Raw genomic sequence first — 23,200 nt, forward strand, 5'->3', positions numbered from 1 at the left:
TAATTAAATGAACCTGAGTATTCGGCACTGGTTGGCAGAACGCCATATCGCAATCAATCAAATCAAAGGCTTTTCAGAGGGGCAATTAGCAGGTATTGCCTACCATATTGTTCAGGATATGGAAGTCAAAAGCCTAATTCCTTTTGATATCTGTACCTTAGTAGAGGTTTTAGAACTGCCCTTAAGTATTGTTTGGGAAGAAATCAGTGTCATTTCCCAGTTGACAGAAAAACTGTTACGTAGCCTTAGCCAAAAAAAACCCTTAAAACGTAACGAAGGCACATGGTTAGCGTTTCAAATTGCCTATCTCCAGGCTTTGCAAGCAATTCTAGACCAGGAAGCAAGCCTACAAAAACCCTGGTTAGACCGGGCAATTATACCCGTACAACCACATATACTTAAAGAGGATTTAGGTAAATTCATTCTCCAAGAACCACAACTACAAGGATTGCTGAAAACTCTCAGCCCAGGTAAATTGACTGATACTCAAGCTGAACAAGCACTGTCTTCAGTTGCAGATTCATTACTGGTGCAACAAATAAATAACGCTGTTATAGCTTGGTTAGTTGCCAATGGTGCAGAAGAACCGGAAGCGAAACTCCTAATACAGCGTTTGGTCAACTCACTTCCTGGTGACATACTGGTAGTCGTCACCGAGAATGCTGCACCTTTAGCCCAACTGCAAAAATTTTTCCGTTTGGGGATTTCGTTATCTCCCAGTTTCATTACCCCAGAAGTTGGTTCTACAGTCGGTGAGAAAATTGATTTGCACCGAGAACATTACCGTGCAAGTTTGATTAAAAACCTCAGTATACCTTTGCTAACGGAATCCTTTGCTCTTAAGGATATTTATGTGCCACAAAAAGGCTTACCAATAGAGGAAAATATTTCTGAACAAGATAAAAAAGCTGTTAAACCAGTTGATTTAAAAATATGGGCGCAGCAACAGCTAACCGATCTAGAAACGATCGCTGTTATTGAGTCGGAACCTGGTTATGGAAAAACTAGTTTTTGCCAACTTTGGGCAGCACAGGTAGCACAGGAATTATACCCTATTTGGATGCCTATAGTAATTAGGTTACGAGATATAAAATACGGTAAAACTCTGATCGAAACTCTAAATTCTGCCTTTTTGGTTAATCTTTCAACTTGGTTAGAGCAAGAAAATCTGCCTTGTCTGTTGCTGCTGGATGGTTTGGATGAATTGCCCCATTCTGCTTGGGGTATCAGGGCACAAGCAATTTTTATTCAGCAATTACTGAACTTTCAATCTCAGCATCGGCACAAAATTGTGTTAACGAGTCGGTCAAAGATATTACCAGAAATCATTTCCGAACTACCCCTATTGTTGTTGAGGCGAATTATTATTCAGCCGTTGGATGTGGACGAACTCAAACAATGGTTTCAACAGTGGGCAAAAGTGCAATCATTGCCGATTACTCAAAATTTCTTTACATTTCTCAAACAGGCAGGGTTATTTACCAGCCAATCAAAGTTAAGAGAATTATCTGCTCTTGTCCGTCAACCCCTAATGCTACATTTATTGGGCATCTTGCACCGCGAGGGATTGCTAGATGATGAACTGTTGCAGTTAGCTGCTAATACCCAAAAGTCTTTTCTGTTATCGGAAATTCATCATCGCCTGAGTCGATGGTTGTTGGGTTATCCGCTAAGTGGTGGGAGCAAAACAATGCTACTGCGTTCGGGTACGGCTCATATCCACCGGACTCCAGAAGCGATCGCTAATTTACTCGCCGGTCGTCATCCCCAAGATTTACTCGAACAGATGCAAGCGATCGCTCTCAAAATTTTACACTCGCAACGTCATCAAATTAATCTAGCTGGTGAATTTAATAGTTTACCAGCATTTTATTTTAAAATTTGGGATGTAGAAAGCTCAGGCGAAAGCGCAGCAAAAAGTAGTTTAATTGAGTTTTCGCATCTCAAGTTAGGAGAATCTCTTTGTGCAGATGCGATTGCTGCTCAACTTAAACTTCTGACTCAGTACCAAGATGAAGCTTATGGTACGCCCACTTTTGTACTTGATTCTCTCAGTAGCGTAGCCCAGAATATTTATAATTTACTAGGTTACGGGATACTTAGCCAAGAAATTGAAGAACTAACGATCGCCGGATTGCGTCGCCAACAAAAGCACAAATTTTCGTTTGAAGTTCTGTTTCAACGTCTTTTATCTTTCTGGCGTGCTTACTGTCAAGGACGTTGGTTAGATGAAGGGATAGCCCATAACGCTTTGACTAGTTTTCACACATTGCAAAACCTTGTGAATGTTGAACAGGTGAATGCTGCTGTGGGACTGAATGTGTTTTTATTGCTTTGTGCTTGCTACCGAGAAACAAAAGTTCCATTTTGGCCTTGTGGGAACCCAGTCAATTTGACAGAATTCAATCCAGAAGTGCTAAGTGTGTTAATTGCTAGGACAACGGTTTTGCATAAAAGTGCTTTTGTAACCCGAATCAAGTCTTTGGCTGGACTCAATTTATCGGGAGCCTCTTTATCGCAAGTAATGTTAACTGGGGTAAATATTGAGCAAACAAATTTATCTAACGCGGAATTAACAGGGGCGAATTTGGCTGAAGCCAATTTGCAACAAGCCAACCTCGCAGGCGCAAACCTACAACAGGCAAACCTCGCAGGCGCAAACTTACAGCAGGCAAATCTCACAGGCGCAAACCTGCAACAGGCAAACCTGATGGGGGTAAATCTTAATTCTGCCAATCTTACCAACGCTTGCTTATTTGACGCCATCCTTGCTGCGACTGACAAAAAATTGGCCGCTGATAATGGTGCCCTATTCTCTAAAGAATCCTTTCAAATATTGAAACATTTGCGATCGCAGCAACCCTTTTTAAACACCGTAAAAATTACACCAAACACAAACGTTAATTGGAACAAAACTCCTGCAATCGGACTAATTGAAAGCTGTGAAGGCACAATTTTGTCAGTAGATTTAGATGATGAGGATGCCGATGATGAGACAGTTTTTGGCAATAATTCGATTGGGGAATAGGGCATTGGGCATTGGGCACAAGAGGCAGAGGGGTATAAACTTTACTACAACTTCTCCTATGCTCCCCTGCTCCCCAATCCCTAGCACAGTACGGCGTAAATAAGCAGACCATTGAAAAGCTCTTTAGAGCTTATTCTATAAAACTTTTGACTTTTGACTTTTGATTTTTGACTTCCGCCTTGCGGTACTAGCCCTCCTGCGGATTGCGGTAGCCAAAAAAGTTAATACTGTAGTCAGTAATCCGCACTCCTGTTTCTTCTTCAATTTTGTGAATCAAATCTTCTGGTAGTTCCACATGAACATCAAGAATTTGATTTGTATCCACACAGTTGATATGACTGTGAGAGTCACTAATATTGCCGTACAAACGCCCATCACAACGTTCAATACACTCAATGATGCCTTGACTCGATAATGCTTCTAAATTTTGATAAACAGAGGTATGACCGATTTCTTTACCTTCTTGGTTCAAGCGATCGTAAATCTCTCTTGCAGCAAGATGTTCATTTGCTTGCCAAAGTAATTCCAGAATAAAGCGGCGCTGACGACTGACGCGCATACCCAGGATTTGACAACGCTCAAGCGCATCTTCTAAGGAACGAATTGGTTTTGTAGTAATTGTTTGTTTTTGCATATTACAGCTTATTAACTGTTGGGGAATTTTCCAATCTAAATGTTTATTGGTTATTTAATATATGCAATGATATTGCACACTGCTGTTTTACCTGCACTTATGTTTTGGCTTTTGATGCTGGGGAAGTGACAGGTGCGATTATGATTTTTTTTGCTTGTTGACGGCTATTTTGTCAGACTTTAATCTAAAACAAACTCATTACAACTTTAACTTAAAATTGCTGTAAATGTCCACCTTGGGGCAGCCATTGTCTTGCCCAAGTAGGTTGATTCTAATGGCGTACCATATTAATCGTGTAGTAATTATTTATTAGATGCGAGTAATTATAGCAATGATAAAAGTAACATTTAATTTTAGTAAACATCGGTGAAGTGAGTCGCGTAGGCGAGTATTTACCGCAGCCATCACCAGTGGCTCATATCAAGGCTATTAATGGATGTATATTTGTTATAACCAGCGAAAATTAAATAAAAGTATCAAATAAATTTGAGCCAGGTCAGACTTATGTTTAAACTTTGTATAGATTGACGAAATTATCAGCAAAAAAGTATCAGTAAATACTAATTGATTTATTAAGAAGACTTTGTGCTATCAAAAGTTAATGTAGCGTCAATCCCTGAAAGCTGCTACTGTATATTCTCGATCCTACAGTTGAGCATCAAGAAAGTGGCTGCTGAATCAATGACAATTGCGATCGCACTCAATAATGACTTCATTAACAAGCTGGATCTGTCCCCTGCATCAACGGTGATTGAAAAACTGCTGCAAGATGGGGTTGCATCCCACGAACAGCAGCTACACTTTGATGTCAATTACGATCTCCAACCTGGCGACCCACGAGAACTTTCAGAAATTCCAGAGGTGCGGCTGTGGTTTGTGCGTCTAGATGCCAAATATCCCTGGTTGCCATTTTTACTAGATTGGAAAACTGGCGAATTTGCCCGTTATGCCGCCATGCTTGTACCACACCAGTTTAGTTCCCAAGAAGGCATTCAATACAATCCTGAAGCCTTAGAGATATTTTTGATGCACAAAATCTTTATTTTAGGTGACTGGCTCAAACAGCAAGATATCCCCAGCCTCTCGCGGCTAAAGTCTATGGCGCAAATTCTAGGTTATGAATTAGATGATGCTTTTTTTGAAATATTTTAAATAGTTAATAGGTCATGGAAGAGTTTTGAGAAAATTTTCCTCATTTTAGTGGACTATGTGAGGTTATTATTCTTAGATTGTAATATCGTTCAGTTAAGCCCTAAATCCTCTGTAGAGAAGCGTTAGCGCATCGACACGAAGTATAATTTTGCGCCTTTATTTGCCGAAATCAATACCAAAAACTTAACTGAATCGTATTGCTCTATACTATATTTTGCGATATTTCAAACATCCTCTAAGGATGAAATTTTTATCTATCTAAAAAGATATTTTTTAAATTAACTATAGCAAATATGCTGAGAATAGAAACCTGTTTCTTATACAGGGAAAATAACAAGTTGTCTTTTATACTTGTTCATTAAAGTGCTTTCAGTAGTTCGCAAGATCCTGAAAGAGCAATTTTGTAATTAAACAAGCTTGAGAAAATGAGGGTTTTGGAATGAAAAATTTAGTACCTGAGCGTGCAACATCTGAAGAAGAACGTTTTCAAGATGACTATTATTCTTACTTTGAATCCCCGGAGAATGTCACCCGATACACACCTACAGGTGGTTTTTTAAGTAACGCTTTTCCAGAAAACTCATTCTCTTTATTAGATTTAGGATGCGGTAATGGGGCTTTAAGCAAATATCTTCCGGCTCGATGTGACTATCTAGGAGTCGATCACAGTGAATTAGCTATTGAACAATGTTTAAAACTCTACCCAAATAGAAAGTTTGTTACCAAAGATTTATCGCTTTTCCTGTCTGAACTTGTTGAAGATAATCAAAAATTTGATGCAGTCGTGCTAGCGGGTTTATTATTTCACAGCATTAACAAAGATACCCAAGAAAAAAAAGACGATCAAGAAATTATTCAATTTTGCCTGAATAAAATACTAAACGACAAAGGATATCTTGTTCTCATTGTACCTTTTTGCTACGGCGATCATCCATCTCACACTTTGTTTGTTCGAGCAGAGTGGCTACAAAAGTCAATAGAGAAAATGCTAGAAATTGCTAATGCAAAAATTGTTCACGAGAATATATCTTTACAAATTGGTTTAGAAAAGAGAGTTCGACAGCAGAAAGCGACTCCTGACTGGTTTGTTTCCGATAGTAATGCTGATTATCCCAGTATATTTGTGGGAACATATATGGCAAGCTGGACATTTATTGCTTGCCTCTAATTAATAAAGGGAGCATCCCAAATGTGCAAGTTTATTTTTATACAGCATTTGGACTTAGGCGGAGAATGAAATAACGAACCGCCAAGGACGCAAAGTAAAGAGGTTTGTACAGGGTTTTTGTAGCAGTCCTGTGTGTTTTGGCTTGCATTGGGATGCTCCCTTAGAATAGATCGATTTGTCTAAATAAAAACTGAAAGCCGCTCCCAACTTGTGACAACGGCTGAGTGATAAATTATAGAGCTTTTCATTTGTATGCAATATACATTCACCTCTCTCCTGTAAAGAGAGAGGTTTTGAGACTTACTCTCTGTTCTAGGTATCTAAGTTTGGGAAAACTACTGGTTTAGCCACCCCAAATTTTCTCTAAAACTGTGTTTGGTGAAATATCCGCCGTTTTTCCCGTGAGGGATTCAATAGCGAGGAATTTATCGTTTTTCGGCAACAACTTAGCTGGATTGCTAGGGCCAAATACAGCAATGGTATAGGTTTGAACTGCAACACTCAGTTGTAGTGCTGCGCTATCAGTAGATAACATCAAATTTGCCCCGGCAATTATGGCAGTTAACTTACCAATATCATCTGGGGCAGTTACCTTGATTTCTGGAGAAGACTCCAGAAGCGATCGCACAAACAGCTCATCATCAAGTCCCTTAATCACCACCACAGGTAAATCGGGCTGCTTTTGTTGGAAGGCTTGAATAATTTGCTGCCAATTCTCGACAGGGTAGATTTTATCTAGTTCTTTAGCCTGTAATAATTGGCCAGAAGCGCCATGAATCAAGATATAACCTGTTTCATGAACCCCTAAACGTTTTTGTTCCTTTTGTGCCCACTCAATATCTGGTTTTGGCACATTTACTGTTAATTCTGGGACAGGGCTATTTATTTCCAACGGTTGCAGCAAGTCGTGATATACTGCTGCCGCATATTGGGATGGTTTGAACGGCACAGCATGGGTAAGAAAACCCGATCCTTTGCCTTGGTAGCCAATACGTATAGGAATTCCCGTCAACCAGAGTAAAAGACCAACCAACCAATTTTGCTTAACAGCAATGGCAACATCGTATTCGCGATCGCGAATTGTCCCCACTAAATTACCCCAATCTGCCAGACTGTTACGGTCATTAAAATCAAAGTTCAGCACCTCGTGAACTGACTTGCTCACTCGGTAGGCAGCCTTTGACCGGGGTTCAACAACGACATCTATCTGAGCGTTAGGGTAATGGTGCTTCAGGTCATCTAGAGTCGGAAAGAAGAGAATTTGGTCGCCAATTCCGCCAGGTACAAGGGCTACTACTCGCATAATATTTATTGACGCTTACTCGCTCCCTATTTTAGGGGAAAATATATAGCTTAAAGATTGAGGAATTCTGTGTATTTACTAATTCCAGCTGCGGGAATCGGAAAAAGAATGGGTAGTAACCGCAATAAACTCCTGCTACTCGTGCGATCGCAACCAATTATTGCTTGGACTTTATTAGCCGCAGAAGCCGCCAGTACAATCAGTTGGATCGGGATTATTTCTCAGTCTAACGATTGGCCAGAGTTCAAAGCAATTATCGCCGATCTAAAGCTGACTAAACCAGTGGAATTGATTCAAGGCGGCTCTACCCGCCAAGAATCTGTTTACAATGGCTTGCAATCTCTGCCAATAGCCGCAGAACAAGTGTTAATTCACGATGGTGCTAGATGCCTAGCCACACCAGATTTATTTAACTCTTGTGCCGAGGCCATTTACCACTGTCCCGGTTTAATTGCTGGTGTACCCGTCAAAGACACCATCAAAGTCGTTGATGAGCAAGGCATAATTCAAGATACACCCGACAGACGACAACTATGGGCGGCACAAACTCCCCAAGGATTTGATGTCAAGTTGTTGAAACAGTGTCATGCTGAAGGAGTCCGTCAAGGTTGGGAAGTAACAGACGATGCTGCTTTATTTGAAAGGTGCGGCATCGAAGTCCGAATTGTCGAGGGAGAAGAGACAAATTTAAAAGTAACCACTCCACAAGATTTAGCGATCGCAGAATTTATTCTTACAAGTAGAGGCTTTTGAGGAAGCGAAGAAAGGAATAGGGTAAAGATTATTCCCTGTCACCTGTCACCTCTTTTCTAATCCCAATGCCAAATTTAAAAGTTTTAAAAAATACTTTGACAATTTACGATATAATGCCACACACTTGTTGATTGTTAGTTGTCATGTACTAATGACCAATGACTAATGACCAATGACTAACGACTAATTACTAAATGATTACAGCCACAGCGACGAAGATAGAAGCAATTCTCTATTTAAAGGGTAAACCCTTGTCGCTCGGCGAAATCGCCGAGTATGCCGCGTGCGATCGCGCCACTGTCAAAGAAGGCATAATTGAACTTATGGACAACTATGCCCACCGAGATAGCGCTCTAGAGGTCATAGAAACCCCAGATGGTTACAGTTTGCAACTACGATCTGACTTTCACGATCTAGTGCAAACAATGATACCAGTAGAATTGGGTGTAGGAGCATTGCGGACTTTAGCAGCGATCGCCCTTAATAGTCCCATACTCCAGAGCGACTTAATTAACTTGCGCGGTTCGGGAGTATATCAACATGTTCCAGAACTCGTCGAACTTGGTTTCATCCGCAAACGCCGAGACAGCGATTCTCGCTCCTACTCACTCCAAGTAACACCAAAATTTCATCAGTATTTCCAAATCGAACAACTCCCGCAAATACTTTCTACCAGCCAGAAGGAAGAACAACTAGAACTAGAACTAGAACTAAAGGGAGTAGGGTGATGAGGGAGATAAAAAAAATAATCAATGCCCAATGCCCTTCAGGAGTGCTGAGTGTTGAGTGCTGAGTCCTGAGTGGGGAATCTCACTTGTTTACTCGCTTGCCGAGGAACTCGAAAAAGAGGAACTGTTTTGCCCAATGCCCAATTCCCCCTTCTCTTGACTTATACCTGTGGTGAATGCGCTACCCTTGTACTATGGTTTAGAGTAGAGTTAGCAATTAAGCTAAATAAAACTGCCAATGGTGTTTAATCCTGACTTTTTGAATGACAACTCCGAGGAACACCCGAATCAACTTCTTTCCGACCACTCTGAGGAATACCCTAATCAGTTACTCAAATATCTACAGCATCAGTCTCCTGATGTTTTAGCTAGGATTGCTCAGTCCGCCAGCCCCGAAATTAAACAAATCATCTCGCAAAATGTCCAAGGGCTAGTGGGAATGCTCCCGGCAGAAAATTTCAACGTGCAAATCACAACAGATCGGGAGAATTTAGCTGGACTTCTAGCGTCAGCTATGATGACGGGGTATTTTTTGCGCCAGATGGAACAGAGAATGCAGTTAGAGCATTTGTCTAATGGTCAATAATTAATAGTCAGTAATCAAACATTCTGGGACTATTGACTAAATAATCACTAATTCGTAATTCGTAATTAAAAAAGGTATAGTAGTCGACACTGAATTAAAATTTAGTGGTCAACAAGATATTTATGGAAAGTTAAATCTTCCATTGATAACACAACTTTAGCGAGTTCGCGTACTCTTTCAGAGAAGCAAGCTACGCTTTTAGCGTCTCCTAGAGAGCATCTTGTAAGCACGAATTACGAATTACGAATTACGAATTACGAATTATTTTGACTACTTCCTTTCAGGATAAGCTCCTGATTGGACTTTAAAGGTTTGATTTTTACCGCTGCGGTTGACTTCGATAGCTATAATGTCTCCAACTTTGCTCGACTCTACCAGCCTTTGAACTTGGGCTGAAGTTTTGACCGATTTACCATTAAATTTTTGAATCACGTCTCCAGGAAGCAGTCCTCCACGCTTGGCTGGGGAATCATCTGTGACTCCTTTAATCACAATTCCAGCATCCTGCTGAATATTCAGTTGATTTTCTTGATTAATCTGCTGCTTTCTGATGGGAGAAAGGTCTGCCATTTCAATACCCAAGAAAGGATGTTCCACACGCCCTTTAGTAAAAAGTTCATCGGCGATGCGGGCGGCGGTTTCAATGGGGATGGCGAAACCGAGTCCTTGAGCATCAGCACGGATGGCAGTGTTAATACCAATCACTTCGCCTTGAGCGTTTAATAAGGGCCCACCAGAATTACCAGGGTTAATTGCGGCATCAGTTTGGATAAAGCTGACTCGCTTATCTGGGACACCAACTTGAGTGCTAGTGCGATCGGTAGCGCTGATGATGCCGATAGTAACAGTATTATCTAAACCCAGAGGATTGCCAATAGCGATCGCCCATTGTCCTGGGATCAGGTTTTGCGAATTGCCCAGTTTTACCGTCGGCAAATCATTCGCTTTTATTTTCACTACCGCCACATCTGTCACAGAATCAACTCCTACCACCTTCCCCTCTAGACTCCGACCATCCTTGAGGGTAACTTGTACTGTATCTGTATCTGCCACTACATGAGCGTTGGTGAGTAATTCTCCATCTTCGCTCAAAATAAATCCCGATCCTGTACCGCGCTCAATGCGTTCTTGAGGAATTGGTTGGTCATCCTCTCCAAAGAATCGCCGCAATATGGGATTTTTTAAAGCATCAGAGATGGGATTGGCTACTTTGCGAGTGGCATTAATTCGCACTACAGCCGGGCCAACTTTTTGCACTGCTGTCGCAATAAAATTCAGGTTATCACCACCAGTAGGCCCAGTCGCTCCATTAGAAGAATTTGGAACTACGGATTCTGGAGGCGAAGCCATTGTTACATTTCTTAACTGTTGGAACGAGCGATTTTGCGGTATGAGATAGCGACTGCCAAACAAACCTGCACCACCGCCAATTACCAGTAAAAATACATAAACCGCCAGTTGCTTTAAGGATAACTTCATAATTGTTTTGCTCAAGAACAGCAATGCAGTTGCTAATTTCTAAGTGTAGTCAAGCTAACGGCAAGTGGACAGATCAATTTACGAGAAATTAGGGATTGGGCATGGGGCATTGGGCATTAATTATCCTCTTCTGCTCCCCTGCTCCCCAATTCCCATTCTTCCCATCTAAAATCTAAAGTTAATGCGCTATTGACCTGTGTACATGACTTTACCCTTTCGTCAACTGTTTCTCTGTAGCTTAGTTAGCGCCTTGGGCCTAGTAAGCATACTGCCATATTCAAACAGTGCTAAGGCTGCTGTGGGTGGTTGCTCAACTCCAGCCCTATCTCGCTTCCAACGCCATAAAGTTGTTCGTGGCGAAACTTTGGAGAGCATAGCGCAGAGCTACAATCTCATTCCGACAACTATTATTGGCATGAATCCAGCTTTGCAGAATGGTGCAGCTGCCGCCGTTGGTAGTGTGCTTCAGATTCCTCCCTACAATGGGATTGTAGTCGAAGTGCCTCGCGGTCAAACATGGCGACAAGTGGCGGCACAATACAAAGTTCGTGCTGATAGCCTGTTTGAGGTGAATGGCTGCCAACAAAACCCCAGAATCGTGTTTGTTCCGGGGGTAAATTGGTCGCCCAATGGTGTTGTAACTAAGTCCCCTTTGCCTACTGATGCAGGTACACCAAACCGTGCATCCTTGTCTGGATATCCCTTAGCACAAGTGGCAACTGTGGGATTAGCTTACGGCTGGCAAATTAATCCTGCGACAGGTGAAGTTTTCTTCCACAGTGGTGTTGACTTATTATCACCAGTTGGTACTAATGTGCTAGCGATCGCACCTGGAACTGTAGCCTTTGCCAGCGAGCAAGGTTCTTATGGCAAGTTGGTCGTTATTAACCACAGTGGCGGACTTCAAAGCCGCTACGCCCAGCTTGACAGTATCAAAGTTACTGTCGGTCAACAAGTGAAAAAAGGAGACTTACTAGGAACGGTAGGCACTAGTGGAAAACCAACATCCACTCAACCGCATCTCCATTTTGAAGTGCGTTCTAGCTCATCCCTGGGTTGGGTAGCACAAGATCCCAAGGGTTATTTGAAGAAATGAAGAAATGGGAAGTAGGGAGTAGGAAATAGCGAATAGGGGACAAGGGAGACTACTAAACTTCAATGCCCAATGCACCATGCCCTATGCCCAATTCCCAAATTCGCTAGATTTGACGATGTGCATTCCTGCCTCTGCAAACCTTGTAAATGCGGCATCTGCCTGTTCTGTATAGTCCACAACACCTGGGACAACAACGGGGGAAGTGCAATCTTCTAGTAGATAGATTTTTTTCGCCAGAGTAGCATCTACCTGTTTAATTTCTGTTAATAAATCGTCAATTGTCCAAGCGACGCAGTGACTTTTAGCTTGACCACCAATAATTACTGCATCATATTCTAAAAGTTGTTTAATCAGCAGCGTATTCTTTTGAGCAAGTGGACGTTGTTCAAAATCTTCTAATACTTCTGGACGTAAGATGGAATAATTTTCTGTTAAAGGATTTTCACCTTTGATTTCAAATTGCGTTTGACTCTGACGCGCAATGCCGTGAAAAAATATCGCTTCTTCTATCGATGAAACTAGAGCATGACCGATACCACCCAACATAGAATGATAAGGCCAAACAGTAAGGGGATACTTACCATCTTGACTGAGTTGCTTAAGGTAATGGTAAGCGTGTTTTTCTAATAATTCATAATCCCCATTAGTAACACTGTTAGCAACTGCTGGGTTGACTTTCCAGATACCTTGTTGAATATCTGCTGGTGTGATGCTAGTTGCTGCTGGAGTGGGATGTTCTCCCGCAGCGTTCACCCAAAAGATTGGATGGAAGATTTGCGTTGCAGTGTGAGTATCTAGAGTTGGTACAATTTTCGTAATTATTCCCAAGTTTCGATAGATAAACTCAGATAATCTGAGGTTATCATCCACCGCCGCATTCCCGGATTTCCCAGCTACAAATAATTCAAATCCGGGAATGCAGAAGGTGTTTTGGACATCAATTAATAGTAGGCAAATACGAGTTTTATCTAAAGATGCTGGTTTTATATCGTGTTGTTTTGCCCAGATTTCAGCTTCAGCGGCACGTTCTTGATAAGGTACGCGCCAGACTTTGCCCACTTCTTCAGGATTAAAGTGTGGGGGAATTAGTTGTTGGGGTGTTATTTGAGTGTTCATATAATTCTACACTTGTGTTGATAATTACTAGGCTTGACTCAGTTAAATATAATACTTGACTAAGTTTTTACTACAAAATTCCCCTTCCTTCTTTACTGTGCAAAAATGCAGCAATTTGTGCGGCTGACTTCAATTTAACAAGCTGTTGACATCCAAAATGCGGACATTGCAGGTAAAACATATCTATAACAACATCTGAGTGATTGCGTTTTTCACGTAAGACCATAGGTACATGATGTATGGGGCATAGTACATCGCTATTTTCTACCTTCAAATGCTGTCTAACACGATCAACCACTGTAATTTGGATATTTTTAGGTGTAAAACTCTGACTTAGTTCGGCATTTGATAACTTAAGTTCAAAGACATTTGCTTTATGCATTAAACCAATATCCTGCGTAGAAAATTTCTGTGTACCTTTACATTGAGTATTTGCATGATTGTAATAGCCAATACACGACCAAAAAAAGTCATTTAACATCAATAAACTGCTGTCAGGTCGATTTTTATGTTGTAAAAACATTGGTCTGCCACACCCGCATTGCTTTTCAAGAACAACTTGCCCCATGTGAAACTGAAGTATGTGAACTTTATCATTGTTCAAGAATGATGTTTCATATTTATCAGGGTTTTTTACTTGTTCGGCTACGACTTCTTGAGTTTTAGCCTTTTGCCACTGCTCAAACTTATCCTCACGTTGTTTTTTTAACTCTTGGAGTTTCTCTAGCTCAGTTCGCTTTAGCAGTCCATCACGCGCCCGCTTTTTCTCAAGTTCCGTTTCCTCAAGGTCAATATTCTTGATGTCAATTTGAATATTTACAGTAATAGGTGTTGGACTAGGCGTAGCCTGGTTTTCTTTGGCTCTCTCTTGCGAAATCTCATTAACAACTCTAGCAATATAGTTTTTGGTTACTTGATTAACAGTTCGGATTGCCTTCATGACAATAGCTCCAGCACCAAAAATTGCTTCTATAAATCCCATATTCCTGCTTTTTCAATAGATTTTTCATTTACTAGGGTTCCCTAAAGACTAGAGGATTGTTACTTTCTCCATTTTTTTCTATACTAATCGTCCAAAAAAGACACTAGCTGTGGCAATCTGGGAAACAGAGATTTATTAAATCTGATATTTTAGCTACAGCAAATTTACCTAATCAGGTTATGCAAACTCTGCCCACAGTAAACACCTCAAGCATCACATCACCTCAAGCCACCTTTGATACAACTATCAAGCGGCGTCAAACCCGTCCTGTAAAGGTGGGAAATCTCACCATTGGCGGCGGCTACCCCATTGTGGTGCAGTCAATGATTAACGAAGACACTCTTGATATTGATGGTTCCGTAGCTGCTATTCGTCGTCTGCACGAAATTGGCTGCGAAATTGTCCGCGTCACAGTGCCAAGTATGGCTCATGCTAAAGCTTTAGGGGAAATTAAACAAAAATTAATAAAAACTTATCAAGACGTGCCAGTAGTGGCTGATGTCCATCACAACGGGCTAAAAATCGCCGTGGAAGTTGCCAAGCATATAGAGAAAGTGCGGATTAATCCGGGCTTGTATGTGTTTGAAAAGCCAAACATCAATCGCACTGAATATACTAAAACCGAATTTGATGAAATTGGCGAAAAAATCCGCGAAACCTTAGAACCTCTAGTAGTTTCTTTGCGCGATCAAGGGAAATCGATGCGAATTGGGGTAAATCACGGTTCTCTCGCAGAGAGGATGCTATTTACTTATGGTGACACTCCCGAAGGAATGGTGGAATCTGCCATAGAATTCATTCGCATCTGTGAATCTTTGGATTTCCACAACTTGGTAATTTCCATGAAAGCCTCACGAGTCCCGGTGATGGTAGCCGCCTATCGCCTGATAGCCAAGCGCATGGATGAACTGGGTATGGATTATCCGCTACATTTAGGCGTTACCGAAGCCGGTGATGGCGAATACGGGCGAATTAAATCCACGGCTGGTATTGCTACCTTACTTGCTGATGGCATTGGCGATACAATTCGCGTCTCACTTACAGAAGCACCAGAAAAAGAAATTCCCGTCTGTTATAGCATTCTCCAAGCTTTGGGATTGCGAAAAACGATGGTGGAATACGTTGCTTGTCCTTCCTGTGGACGCACTTTGTTTAACCTAGAGGAAGTGCTGCACAAAGTCCGGGAAGCTACTAAACACCTGACTGGGCTAGACATTGCAGTTATGGGTTGTATTGTCAACGGCCCCGGAGAAATGGCAGATGCTGACTATGGCTATGTTGGCAAAACACCTGGTTATATTTCTTTGTATCGTGGTCGAGAAGAAATTAAAAAAGTCCCAGAAGATAAAGGTGTAGAGGAATTAATTAACCTCATTAAGGCAGATGAACGCTGGGTAGAACCTTAAAGGGAGCAGGGGAAAATTGAAGTTGCAGCAAGTTTTTCCCCTGTGCACCTCTGGCTCTTGTGCCCAATGCTCCATGCCTAATGCCCAATGCCCCATCCCTAAAAACTTTATATTTTTTAACCACCAAGGTCGTCTGATTGTCAAGTATTTTGTTCAAATTAAGAATACATACTTGGTCTGTAAGTGGTAGCCTGTGTTAGATTGAGCATACTGACTATAAATTTTCCCTCTGACGCAGCTGTCATTATGGTGATTACAAAAAGTAGGCTTGTTTTGGGTGCTACGGCAGTTACACTCTCCACGATCGCTGTTACTAGCCTTGGCATTCACTCGCGAGGTCAGGCTTTATTTAAAGCAAGTCCCAAAGAATTAGTAGATGAAGTTTGGCAAATTGTTCAGCGCCAATATGTTGACGGTACTTTTAATCAGGTAGATTGGCAGGCTGTTCGTAAGGAATACTTGAGCAAGTCCTACAGTAATCCGCAGGATGCGTATAAGTCCATTCGGGAAATGCTGAAAAAGCTAGAAGATCCCTACACCAGGTTTATGGATCCAGAGGAATTCAAGAATATGCAGGTGGATACCTCTGGAGAATTGACAGGGATTGGGATCACCATTAGTCAGGATGAAAAAACTAAGCAATTGGTTGTAATTGCGCCAATAGAGGATACACCAGCCTTTAAAGCTGGTGTTTTGGCAAAAGATATCATCCTCAAAATTAATGGCAAAGATACCAAGGGGATGGATACCAATCAGGCAGTATCCTTGATTAGGGGTGAGGCAGGATCGAAAGTTAACTTGACTATTCAGCGCGACGGTAAGACAAAACAATTTGACATTACACGGGCGCGAATTGAAATCCATCCAGTTAAGTTTTCTGAAAAGAAAACCCCAGCAGGCAATCTTGGTTACATTCGCTTGAACCAGTTCAGCGCCAATGCTGGTAAAGAAATGCAAACCGCTATCAAAAATTTAGAAAACAAAAAGGTAGCTGGATATATTCTCGATCTGCGTGGTAATCCAGGCGGCTTACTTTTCTCCAGCGTGGATATTGCCCGGATGTGGATAGATAAAGGTAAGATTGTCTCCACTGTTGAACGCCAAGGAGAGGCAGAAAAAGAAGAAGCAAACGGACGAGCCTTGACAACTAAACCATTGGTGGTGCTGGTAGATAAAGGTTCAGCTAGTGCCAGTGAAATCCTTTCAGGGGCTTTGCAGGATAATAAGCGTGCTACTTTGGTTGGTACTCAAACCTTTGGTAAGGGACTAGTACAATCGGTGCGTCCCTTAGAAGATGGTTCAGGATTGGCGGTGACAATTGCTCATTACTATACCCCCAATGGTACAGATATCAATCACAAAGGCATTTCGCCAGATGTGAAGGTGGATTTGAGCAAAAAGCAGATGGAGGATTTGTGGCTCCACGAACGTGACAAACTAGCTACTTTAGCAGACCCTCAATTTGCTAAAGCAGTGGAAGTGATAGGTAAAAAAATTGCTGTTAAGGGTACACCTACAGCAGAAAAATGAAGAGTTAGGAGTCAATAGTGAGGAGTTAGGAATAAAAACCTTCACTGTCAACTCCTAACTCCTAACTTAAACTGGTTGGCACTTTCCAGCCCTAATAAGTCCAACACGCCGAGCGATCGCTTCTTCTTGGGAACTAAAAGGCCCCCACTGTTCTATAATTTCTAAATTATCGTCGCCAACTTGGTCGCTGGGGATAATTTCACAGTTTCCAGCAGAACACTTGACAATATACCAAGTTTGTGGAGCGTTCATATTTTAAATAAAAATTTTGTTTTTATAGTAAGAATTTTACGGTATACAGAAAATATCTTCGCACTTACTGCTAAATCCTACATTCTGTAGGTGCGATCATAAAATCCTGTAGCTTTTTGCTGACCAGTCATATCTTGAATGCTTGAGGTAGTTTCTGTTGCTTACCCTACCCTCAAAAGTTTTCCTCTGTCAATTCGCTACGAACTTGTGATGTTTCAGCCAATTCATATCGTGCGATTAGATGAACGATCGCTCAAAATGAAGAAATAGAGCTATAAATTCTACCAGATGGTAGTGTAGAACTATAAATAAGTTAAACTATGCAGCAATGAGCGACCAAGAGCTAAAGAGTTACTTTATCACCCACAAGGATGATAAGGAAGCCTTTTATGCTTACATGGATAGACGAAAATCTCGTCATCGTGATGCTGCAATAAAATTAAATGATCCGGCTTGGGAAGAAAAGATAATAGCTGTGATTCAGAAACAATTAGTTTCTGATTGATAACTTAATAATTTCATATTCTTAATCGAGGCGGACAAAATTTTTGCAGTCCCCTCGATTTATCACATAAATTTACCTTTGGCTAATACTTGCGCTCTTTTGGCTCAAACATAGTAATCGCCACCGGTCGATATTGAATCTCAATACCTGCTGGTGAGTAGTAAGCCATTGTGTGTTTGAGAAAGTTAGCATCATCTCGCTGGGAATAGTCTTCACGGAAATGAGCGCCACGACTTTCCTGGCGATTTAGGGCTGATGCTAAAATGGTCTGCCCTACTACCATCAAACTTCGCAATTCTAAGGCTTCTACAAGTTCTGTATTCCAGCAACTACCTTTGTCATCTAAATAAATTTGAGGATATTGCTGTTGTATTTCTTCTAGTTTCTGCAAACCTTCAGTCATTAATGCCTGAGTGCGGAAAACACCACAGTATTCAGTCATACAATCCTGAAAAGCTTCACGGACTTGGTTAATACGGTACTGTCCTGGTTGTTCTAGCAAAGCTTGAATTTGTTGCTGGGCTTCTGTTACATACCGTTGCTCATCTACCGAGGGTAACTTACGTTTTTGCACAAATTTGGCGATCGCAGCCCCAGTTCTCTTGCCATAAACGACACATTCCAGCAGAGAATTACTCCCCAAGCGATTCGCCCCATGTACGGAAACACAAGATGTTTCACCCGCAGCAAAGAAAGCGTCAACTAAACCATCACCACTACTACGAACTTGACCATCAGTGTTAACTGGTATACCACCCATACAATAATGAATTGTCGGGCGGACTGGCATCGGTTGAGTTACTGCGTCAACACCTACTAAACGATGGGCTTCTTCCCAACAGAAGGGAACGCGACTCATAATTTTTTCTTTGCCTAAATGGCGTAGATCCAGATAGACAAAGGGGCCTCCAGCACTTCCATTGAGATGAACACCACGTCCAGCGCGAATTTCGTAAGCGATCGCTCGTGAGGTAATATCACGAGGAGCTAGTTCCATCCGACTGGGTGCATAATTCGCCATAAAGCGATCGCCTTCACTATTAATCAGATATGCCCCTTCTCCCCGCACCGCTTCTGAAATCAATACCCCTACCGGATATAAACCAGTGGGATGAAACTGGACAAATTCCATATCTTCTAGGGGTAAACCTGCGATCGCAGTCATTGCCAAACCATCACCCGAAGAAGCGTAATCATTAGAGGTAGTATTATAAACGCGACCATAACCCCCGGTGGCAAACATCACCGCCTTAGCCCGCACCACCTCTATACGTCCATCCAAAAGATGGAACATTACCACACCCTTCGCCTCATTTTCTTCTAAAATAAGACGCATCACGTACCACTCTTCGTAGACTTGCACCCCATAACGCCGCAAATTGTTAACCAATTCGTGCAAAATTGCATGACCGGTTTTGTCAGCAGCGTAACAAGTGCGGTTGTGGGAATGTCCGCCAAAAGCCCTTTGGGCAATGCGTCCATCGGGTAAGCGAGAGAACAAAACGCCGAGATGTTCCAAGTCAATCACCACATCTGGCGCTTCTTGGGCGAGAATCGCCACAGCATCTTGGTCTGCCAAGTAATCAGAACCCTTGACAGTATCAAAAGCGTGTGCTTCCCAACTATCTTCGGAATCAACATTTTTCAACGATGCAGCCATACCACCTTGAGCCGCAACCGAGTGGGAACGAATTGGATGGGTTTTTGCAACCACAGCAATATTTAAACTAGAGTCAATGCGGGCAATTTCTACAGCAGCGCGACATCCCGCCAATCCACCCCCGACAATAATCACATCGTGTTCCAGCATAATTAGCCCTCTGATTGCAAACCACTGCTGTTCTATTGTAGAGACGTGATTAATCAGCTAGTGAGTTGTAACAGTCGCATCTCTACAAAAAAATCCCTGCTTATAGACAGGGACGTTATAAAAAATTTTGAAATTAGGAGTGAAAAGTTAAAAACAAAGAGTTACGGCACTGCTGGAGCGACTCATAACTCCTGTACAGACGCGATTAATCGCGTCTGTACTCATAACTCCTAACTCTTTAGCTAGTTGCTTGTACAGGTTGTTGCTGAGACACATTACCTGGTATGGGTTCCATTTTGGTTTCTGGTCCTACAGGACTGACTTCAACATGATTTAACAAGGTCGTGACAAACGCAAACAACAAGAAAGGTAGCGATAGCAGAACGACGAGACCAGCTGTTGCTAAAGCGTACACGGGCCGCTTGGCACCCATCAGCGCTAAAGCTGATGCCAAACTTAGGGTAATTGTAATCAACCAAACAATTATTTGACCGTAAATATCACCGAAAGTCAGGGTACAGACAAACCGATACTTTTGAATATTATTTTCGCTCATCACATTTGCCTCAAGTCTCTCCTAATAGGTTCTACGTTAGAACTATGTTTGCCTTGTAGGCAATTTCTAAATATTTTTGCAAGCTTTGTAATATCACTTCACAATTAAGCCGCTTTTGGTGGCAAGGAAGTTATGCTCAAAAACTTCTTCCCTTCATAGGAGAGGTCGCAATTGCGATCGCCTCCTTAATAAACACTATCTTAGTTTTAGGCAAAGAGACTATTTGTCATCTGTCAAATTCAGGATATTCAAAATAAATATATAGCAATTCTATTTAATTTGTGAAAATTGCAACCCACAAATTCCCAACTTCCTAAAAGTTGTCGGGAGTCTTGTTTCTCATGAATGATTCAAGATTGCTATAGTATTTAGTTTTTTGCTAGTAAATATTAACTAGAGAAATCATGTAAAGTGCTTGATGTCAAACCGATTTTTTGATGTTAAATTTTGAGTATTGCCCGAACTTGTTGACTAAATCAACAAAAACCTTTATTTTTCGTGGCAACATTGTTTTAGGAGTGAATGTGAATACTATTTTTCTTCGTAAAGGTGTTTTTTGGTTGCCAAGTTTAGCTGCTCTTGCATTCCTGAGTAGCGGTTTATCTGCAAGCGCCCAGACAGTAGACAAGGTGAGCAGTCAGCCATTAACCGAACCTTCCGCAACCGTAGCGTCTCCCAACGAGTTTAATCCAGAAATAGACACTGAAAGCCAAAATCTCTCTACAGAAATAACTAAGACTTTTACAGTCACAAATTTAACTAAGGGAGAGCAGTTGCCCAATACTGCGATACAAGAAAACGCTAGTGTAACACCCACACCCGTTCCAGGCACAGTGGCGACTTCATCTGCGACGCTTACCTCTGAATTTGTCCAACCGACTTCTAAAGCCACTGCTCAACCAGCTACTACCAAAGTGGCGCAATCGGATATTGATTTAGGTAGAACTACAAATGGTGGTAGTAGCTATCTTGGGATCGCTGCTAACATTGGTTTGAGTGGTGGTGACACGTCTTTGGGCGACGGTAACTTTGCAGTAGTTAGCAAAATCGGACTGACAAATTCTATATCAGTGCGACCCTCAGCCGTATTTGGGGATAACACCACAATTTTACTTCCGATCACCTATGATTTTACCTTCAAATCAGCAGATGCTTTTAGCGAACCATTAGCGATCGCACCTTATGTCGGAGTGGGTGCAGCTTATAAAACTGGTGATGATTCGCAATTTGCCTTTTTGGCATCGGCTGGCATTGATGTGCCTCTAACTTCTCAATTTACAGCAACAGCTGCAATAAATGCCGGATTTTTCGATGAAACTGATGTGGGCTTGTTGTTAGGAGTTGGTTACAACTTCAATGGGCTTTAAGAATTAGGAGTTAGGAGTTATTAAGATTAAATTCATAACTCATAACTCCTTAGTTTTTATTTAGGGGTAACTTTGTCAATCACTTTGATTGTGCCATCATCTCCTACTGTCCAAACATCGTATACACCAACAACATCACCGTTAGCATCGACATCTACGTTGCCGCTGGCTCCTTGGTAGTTAATCTTTTTACCATCTTTAAGTAACTTCAATCCCTCGCAGACATCGGTAACTTCCGTACCAGGCCCATCAGCAACTTCCCGGATTTTGCTGGCTATGCCAACGCCTGTATTTTGTTTAGCAGCTTGCGCCGCCAATGTCAATAAAGCAGCTGCATCCCAAGTTTGAGGAGCGTATTCCCCTGGCGCACCACCCTTTTTATCTTTCCACAGCTTGTTGAAAGCTTCTAATGCTTTACCATCGGAACCCGGTACTGTACCGATCGCTCCAGTTAAGATATATTTACCATCACCGCCTTTGCCAACTTGTTCGGGAAAAGTTGGTGATTTAACCCCATCTGTTAACAAAATTTGTACTCCCTTCGCCACACCTTGTTGATAGGCGGCTTTCAGGAACAGACTACCAGTTTCCGCATAGAGTACAGCCAGTACTGCATCTGGCTTACCAGCAAAAGCAGCAGCTGCTTCTGTATCAAATGTTTGGGCTTTTGGATCGTAGCGGACAGGTTGAGCTTTATTAACTACAGTTCCACCCAATTTTTCAAAAGTTTGCACAAATGCTTTTTCAAACCCTACGCCATAGTCATTATTAATCACGACTGTAGAAACTCGCTTAAAACCTTTTTTTCTGGCAAGTTGGGCTAAAGCTAGCGCTTGATATGTATCGGGGGGGGCTGTACGTGCCCAAAAGCCGTTATAGTCGCCTTTTTGAGCCTTTTCGGTAAATACGGGACTGGTACTACCAGGAGAAACCAGCATGACTTTATTTGGCGTAGCAATGGAGACTGCTGCACTAGAAACACTACTGGCAAAGGAACCAACTACACCTGCTACTTTATCTAAAGTTGCTAGTTTAGTCATACCGGCAGCTCCAGCTCTTGGGTCGGTTTGGTCGTCTACTTGCACTAGGGTAACAGGTTCGCCATTCACCCCACCGCAAGCGTTGACTGTATCGACAAGTAAAGGGACAGAACCTAGCATCTGCTGTCCTACAGAAGCCAAGTCACCTGTTGTTGGTAACAGTGAACCAATTTTTAGTCCTTTAGCACTGCTTGTAATAGTTGAGTTTGCGGCTGGGGTAGCAGTACTTCCGTTATTCGCTGTACCGTTGGGGGTACTGCTATCACCACAAGCCCCAACTAAAAGCCCAGTTGCTAAGGTAGCTATACTGAAAACTAAGGCGGTACTAATTTTTTTCATAAATTACTCTCACTCCTCAAAATACTTAGGAGCCTAAAAATAAAATCCAAACTAGATTTATAACTTAGCTGGATCTTATCAAGACTTTAAAGGATAAATCATATCATCCATCTTTGGGAGTAGGAGTATTTACCCGGCATTAATATTTATTTTTCTACACAGAATATACTCCGTGTATCAAAGGCTAGAAAACGGAGAGGGAGGGATTCGAACCCTCGGTACGGAGTTGCCTGCCGTACAACAGATTAGCAATCTGCCGCTTTCGACCACTCAGCCACCTCTCCTGACTCACGAATAATAATGGTAGCAGGTTTGTTGTCAAGAGTCAATAGTCATTTGTCATTTGTCATTGGTTATTTATAAAATACTG

At 41.9% G+C, this 23,200-nt stretch carries 21 protein-coding genes and 1 tRNA gene; 12 read left to right on the forward strand and 10 right to left on the reverse strand.

Features of this window, described 5'->3' with window-relative positions; translation table 11 throughout:
* The first annotated feature begins 7 nt into the window (after positions 1 to 7).
* Positions 8 to 3,028, forward strand: coding sequence for a pentapeptide repeat-containing protein (locus tag ACFE93_RS00410; protein ID WP_375471527.1), 3,021 nt, complete (start codon positions 8 to 10; stop codon positions 3,026 to 3,028).
* Between the two features lie 187 nt (positions 3,029 to 3,215).
* On the opposite strand, the gene ACFE93_RS00415 is transcribed toward ACFE93_RS00410, so the two are convergent.
* Positions 3,216 to 3,662: a Fur family transcriptional regulator gene (locus ACFE93_RS00415; RefSeq protein WP_375471528.1), complete on the reverse strand. Its 447-nt coding sequence runs from the start codon at positions 3,660 to 3,662 to the stop codon at positions 3,216 to 3,218.
* 681 nt (positions 3,663 to 4,343) lie between these two features.
* On the opposite strand from ACFE93_RS00415, the gene ACFE93_RS00420 reads away from it, so the two are divergent.
* Both ACFE93_RS00420 and ACFE93_RS00425 read left to right on the forward strand, forming a co-directional pair.
* Complete coding sequence (locus tag ACFE93_RS00420) at positions 4,344 to 4,814, forward strand: CRR6 family NdhI maturation factor (RefSeq protein WP_375471590.1); 471 nt, start codon at positions 4,344 to 4,346, stop codon at positions 4,812 to 4,814.
* Positions 4,815 to 5,253: 439 nt separating this feature from the next.
* Positions 5,254 to 5,982, forward strand: coding sequence for a class I SAM-dependent methyltransferase (locus tag ACFE93_RS00425; RefSeq protein ID WP_375471529.1), 729 nt, complete (start codon positions 5,254 to 5,256; stop codon positions 5,980 to 5,982).
* A 343-nt stretch (positions 5,983 to 6,325) separates the two neighbouring features.
* On the opposite strand, the gene ACFE93_RS00430 is transcribed toward ACFE93_RS00425, so the two are convergent.
* Positions 6,326 to 7,285, reverse strand: coding sequence for a glycosyltransferase family 9 protein (locus ACFE93_RS00430; protein WP_375471530.1), 960 nt, complete (start codon positions 7,283 to 7,285; stop codon positions 6,326 to 6,328).
* A gap of 69 nt (positions 7,286 to 7,354) precedes the next feature.
* On the opposite strand from ACFE93_RS00430, the gene ispD reads away from it, so the two are divergent.
* From ispD to ACFE93_RS00445, 3 genes are all read left to right on the forward strand, one after another.
* Positions 7,355 to 8,038, forward strand: coding sequence for a 2-C-methyl-D-erythritol 4-phosphate cytidylyltransferase (gene ispD, locus ACFE93_RS00435; RefSeq protein WP_375471531.1), 684 nt, complete (start codon positions 7,355 to 7,357; stop codon positions 8,036 to 8,038).
* Positions 8,039 to 8,232: 194 nt separating this feature from the next.
* Positions 8,233 to 8,766 (forward strand): SMC-Scp complex subunit ScpB, encoded by a 534-nt coding sequence (scpB, locus tag ACFE93_RS00440; protein ID WP_375471532.1) that lies wholly within the window; start codon positions 8,233 to 8,235, stop codon positions 8,764 to 8,766.
* A gap of 238 nt (positions 8,767 to 9,004) precedes the next feature.
* Positions 9,005 to 9,352, forward strand: coding sequence for a DUF760 domain-containing protein (locus ACFE93_RS00445; protein WP_104908394.1), 348 nt, complete (start codon positions 9,005 to 9,007; stop codon positions 9,350 to 9,352).
* A gap of 270 nt (positions 9,353 to 9,622) precedes the next feature.
* Here ACFE93_RS00445 and ACFE93_RS00450 read toward each other — a convergent pair whose 3' ends face one another.
* Entirely contained in the window at positions 9,623 to 10,831 is a 1,209-nt protein-coding gene (locus tag ACFE93_RS00450; RefSeq protein ID WP_375471533.1) for an HhoA/HhoB/HtrA family serine endopeptidase, read from the reverse strand.
* A gap of 202 nt (positions 10,832 to 11,033) precedes the next feature.
* Here ACFE93_RS00450 and ACFE93_RS00455 point away from each other — a divergent pair, with 202 nt between their 5' ends.
* Positions 11,034 to 11,927 (forward strand): LysM peptidoglycan-binding domain-containing M23 family metallopeptidase, encoded by an 894-nt coding sequence (locus ACFE93_RS00455; protein ID WP_375471534.1) that lies wholly within the window; start codon positions 11,034 to 11,036, stop codon positions 11,925 to 11,927.
* An 81-nt stretch (positions 11,928 to 12,008) separates the two neighbouring features.
* Here ACFE93_RS00455 and ACFE93_RS00460 read toward each other — a convergent pair whose 3' ends face one another.
* Together ACFE93_RS00460 and ACFE93_RS00465 are read right to left on the reverse strand one after the other, a co-directional pair.
* Positions 12,009 to 13,043: an isochorismatase gene (locus ACFE93_RS00460; RefSeq protein WP_375471535.1), complete on the reverse strand. Its 1,035-nt coding sequence runs from the start codon at positions 13,041 to 13,043 to the stop codon at positions 12,009 to 12,011.
* Positions 13,044 to 13,113: 70 nt separating this feature from the next.
* Positions 13,114 to 14,025, reverse strand: coding sequence for a hypothetical protein (locus ACFE93_RS00465; RefSeq protein ID WP_375471536.1), 912 nt, complete (start codon positions 14,023 to 14,025; stop codon positions 13,114 to 13,116).
* A 179-nt stretch (positions 14,026 to 14,204) separates the two neighbouring features.
* On the opposite strand from ACFE93_RS00465, the gene ispG reads away from it, so the two are divergent.
* Together ispG and ctpC are read left to right on the forward strand one after the other, a co-directional pair.
* Complete coding sequence (gene ispG, locus ACFE93_RS00470; protein ID WP_375471537.1) at positions 14,205 to 15,431, forward strand: (E)-4-hydroxy-3-methylbut-2-enyl-diphosphate synthase; 1,227 nt, start codon at positions 14,205 to 14,207, stop codon at positions 15,429 to 15,431.
* A 246-nt stretch (positions 15,432 to 15,677) separates the two neighbouring features.
* The gene (gene ctpC, locus ACFE93_RS00475) at positions 15,678 to 16,961 is read left to right on the forward strand and encodes a carboxyl-terminal processing protease CtpC (RefSeq protein ID WP_375471538.1); all 1,284 of its coding nucleotides are present in this window, start codon (positions 15,678 to 15,680) and stop codon (positions 16,959 to 16,961) included.
* Positions 16,962 to 17,027: 66 nt separating this feature from the next.
* Here ctpC and ACFE93_RS00480 read toward each other — a convergent pair whose 3' ends face one another.
* The gene (locus tag ACFE93_RS00480) at positions 17,028 to 17,213 is read right to left on the reverse strand and encodes a DDE transposase family protein (RefSeq protein ID WP_375471539.1); all 186 of its coding nucleotides are present in this window, start codon (positions 17,211 to 17,213) and stop codon (positions 17,028 to 17,030) included.
* A 138-nt stretch (positions 17,214 to 17,351) separates the two neighbouring features.
* Between ACFE93_RS00480 and ACFE93_RS00485 the strand changes: the two genes are divergently transcribed.
* On the forward strand, positions 17,352 to 17,483 hold the full coding sequence (locus ACFE93_RS00485) for a hypothetical protein (protein WP_375471540.1): 132 nt from the start codon (positions 17,352 to 17,354) through the stop codon (positions 17,481 to 17,483).
* A 34-nt stretch (positions 17,484 to 17,517) separates the two neighbouring features.
* Positions 17,518 to 17,718: a DUF6887 family protein gene (locus tag ACFE93_RS00490; protein WP_375471591.1), complete on the forward strand. Its 201-nt coding sequence runs from the start codon at positions 17,518 to 17,520 to the stop codon at positions 17,716 to 17,718.
* Positions 17,719 to 17,800: 82 nt separating this feature from the next.
* Here ACFE93_RS00490 and ACFE93_RS00495 read toward each other — a convergent pair whose 3' ends face one another.
* Both ACFE93_RS00495 and ACFE93_RS00500 read right to left on the reverse strand, forming a co-directional pair.
* Positions 17,801 to 19,528, reverse strand: a complete 1,728-nt coding sequence (locus ACFE93_RS00495) for a succinate dehydrogenase/fumarate reductase flavoprotein subunit (protein ID WP_375471541.1) — start codon at positions 19,526 to 19,528, stop codon at positions 17,801 to 17,803.
* 238 nt (positions 19,529 to 19,766) lie between these two features.
* The gene (locus ACFE93_RS00500; protein ID WP_104908405.1) at positions 19,767 to 20,084 is read right to left on the reverse strand and encodes a hypothetical protein; all 318 of its coding nucleotides are present in this window, start codon (positions 20,082 to 20,084) and stop codon (positions 19,767 to 19,769) included.
* A gap of 524 nt (positions 20,085 to 20,608) precedes the next feature.
* Here ACFE93_RS00500 and ACFE93_RS00505 point away from each other — a divergent pair.
* The gene (locus ACFE93_RS00505) at positions 20,609 to 21,451 is read left to right on the forward strand and encodes a hypothetical protein (protein ID WP_375471542.1); all 843 of its coding nucleotides are present in this window, start codon (positions 20,609 to 20,611) and stop codon (positions 21,449 to 21,451) included.
* Between the two features lie 56 nt (positions 21,452 to 21,507).
* Here the strand turns inward: ACFE93_RS00505 and ACFE93_RS00510 are convergent, their stop codons facing one another.
* On the reverse strand, positions 21,508 to 22,830 hold the full coding sequence (locus ACFE93_RS00510; protein ID WP_375471543.1) for an ABC transporter substrate-binding protein: 1,323 nt from the start codon (positions 22,828 to 22,830) through the stop codon (positions 21,508 to 21,510).
* 192 nt (positions 22,831 to 23,022) lie between these two features.
* Positions 23,023 to 23,114, reverse strand: a tRNA-Ser gene (locus ACFE93_RS00515).
* Positions 23,115 to 23,200 lie beyond the last annotated feature (86 nt).

The sequence above is a fragment of the uncultured Nostoc sp. genome (assembly GCF_964247315.1).
GTDB lineage: Bacteria > Cyanobacteriota > Cyanobacteriia > Cyanobacteriales > Nostocaceae > Nostoc.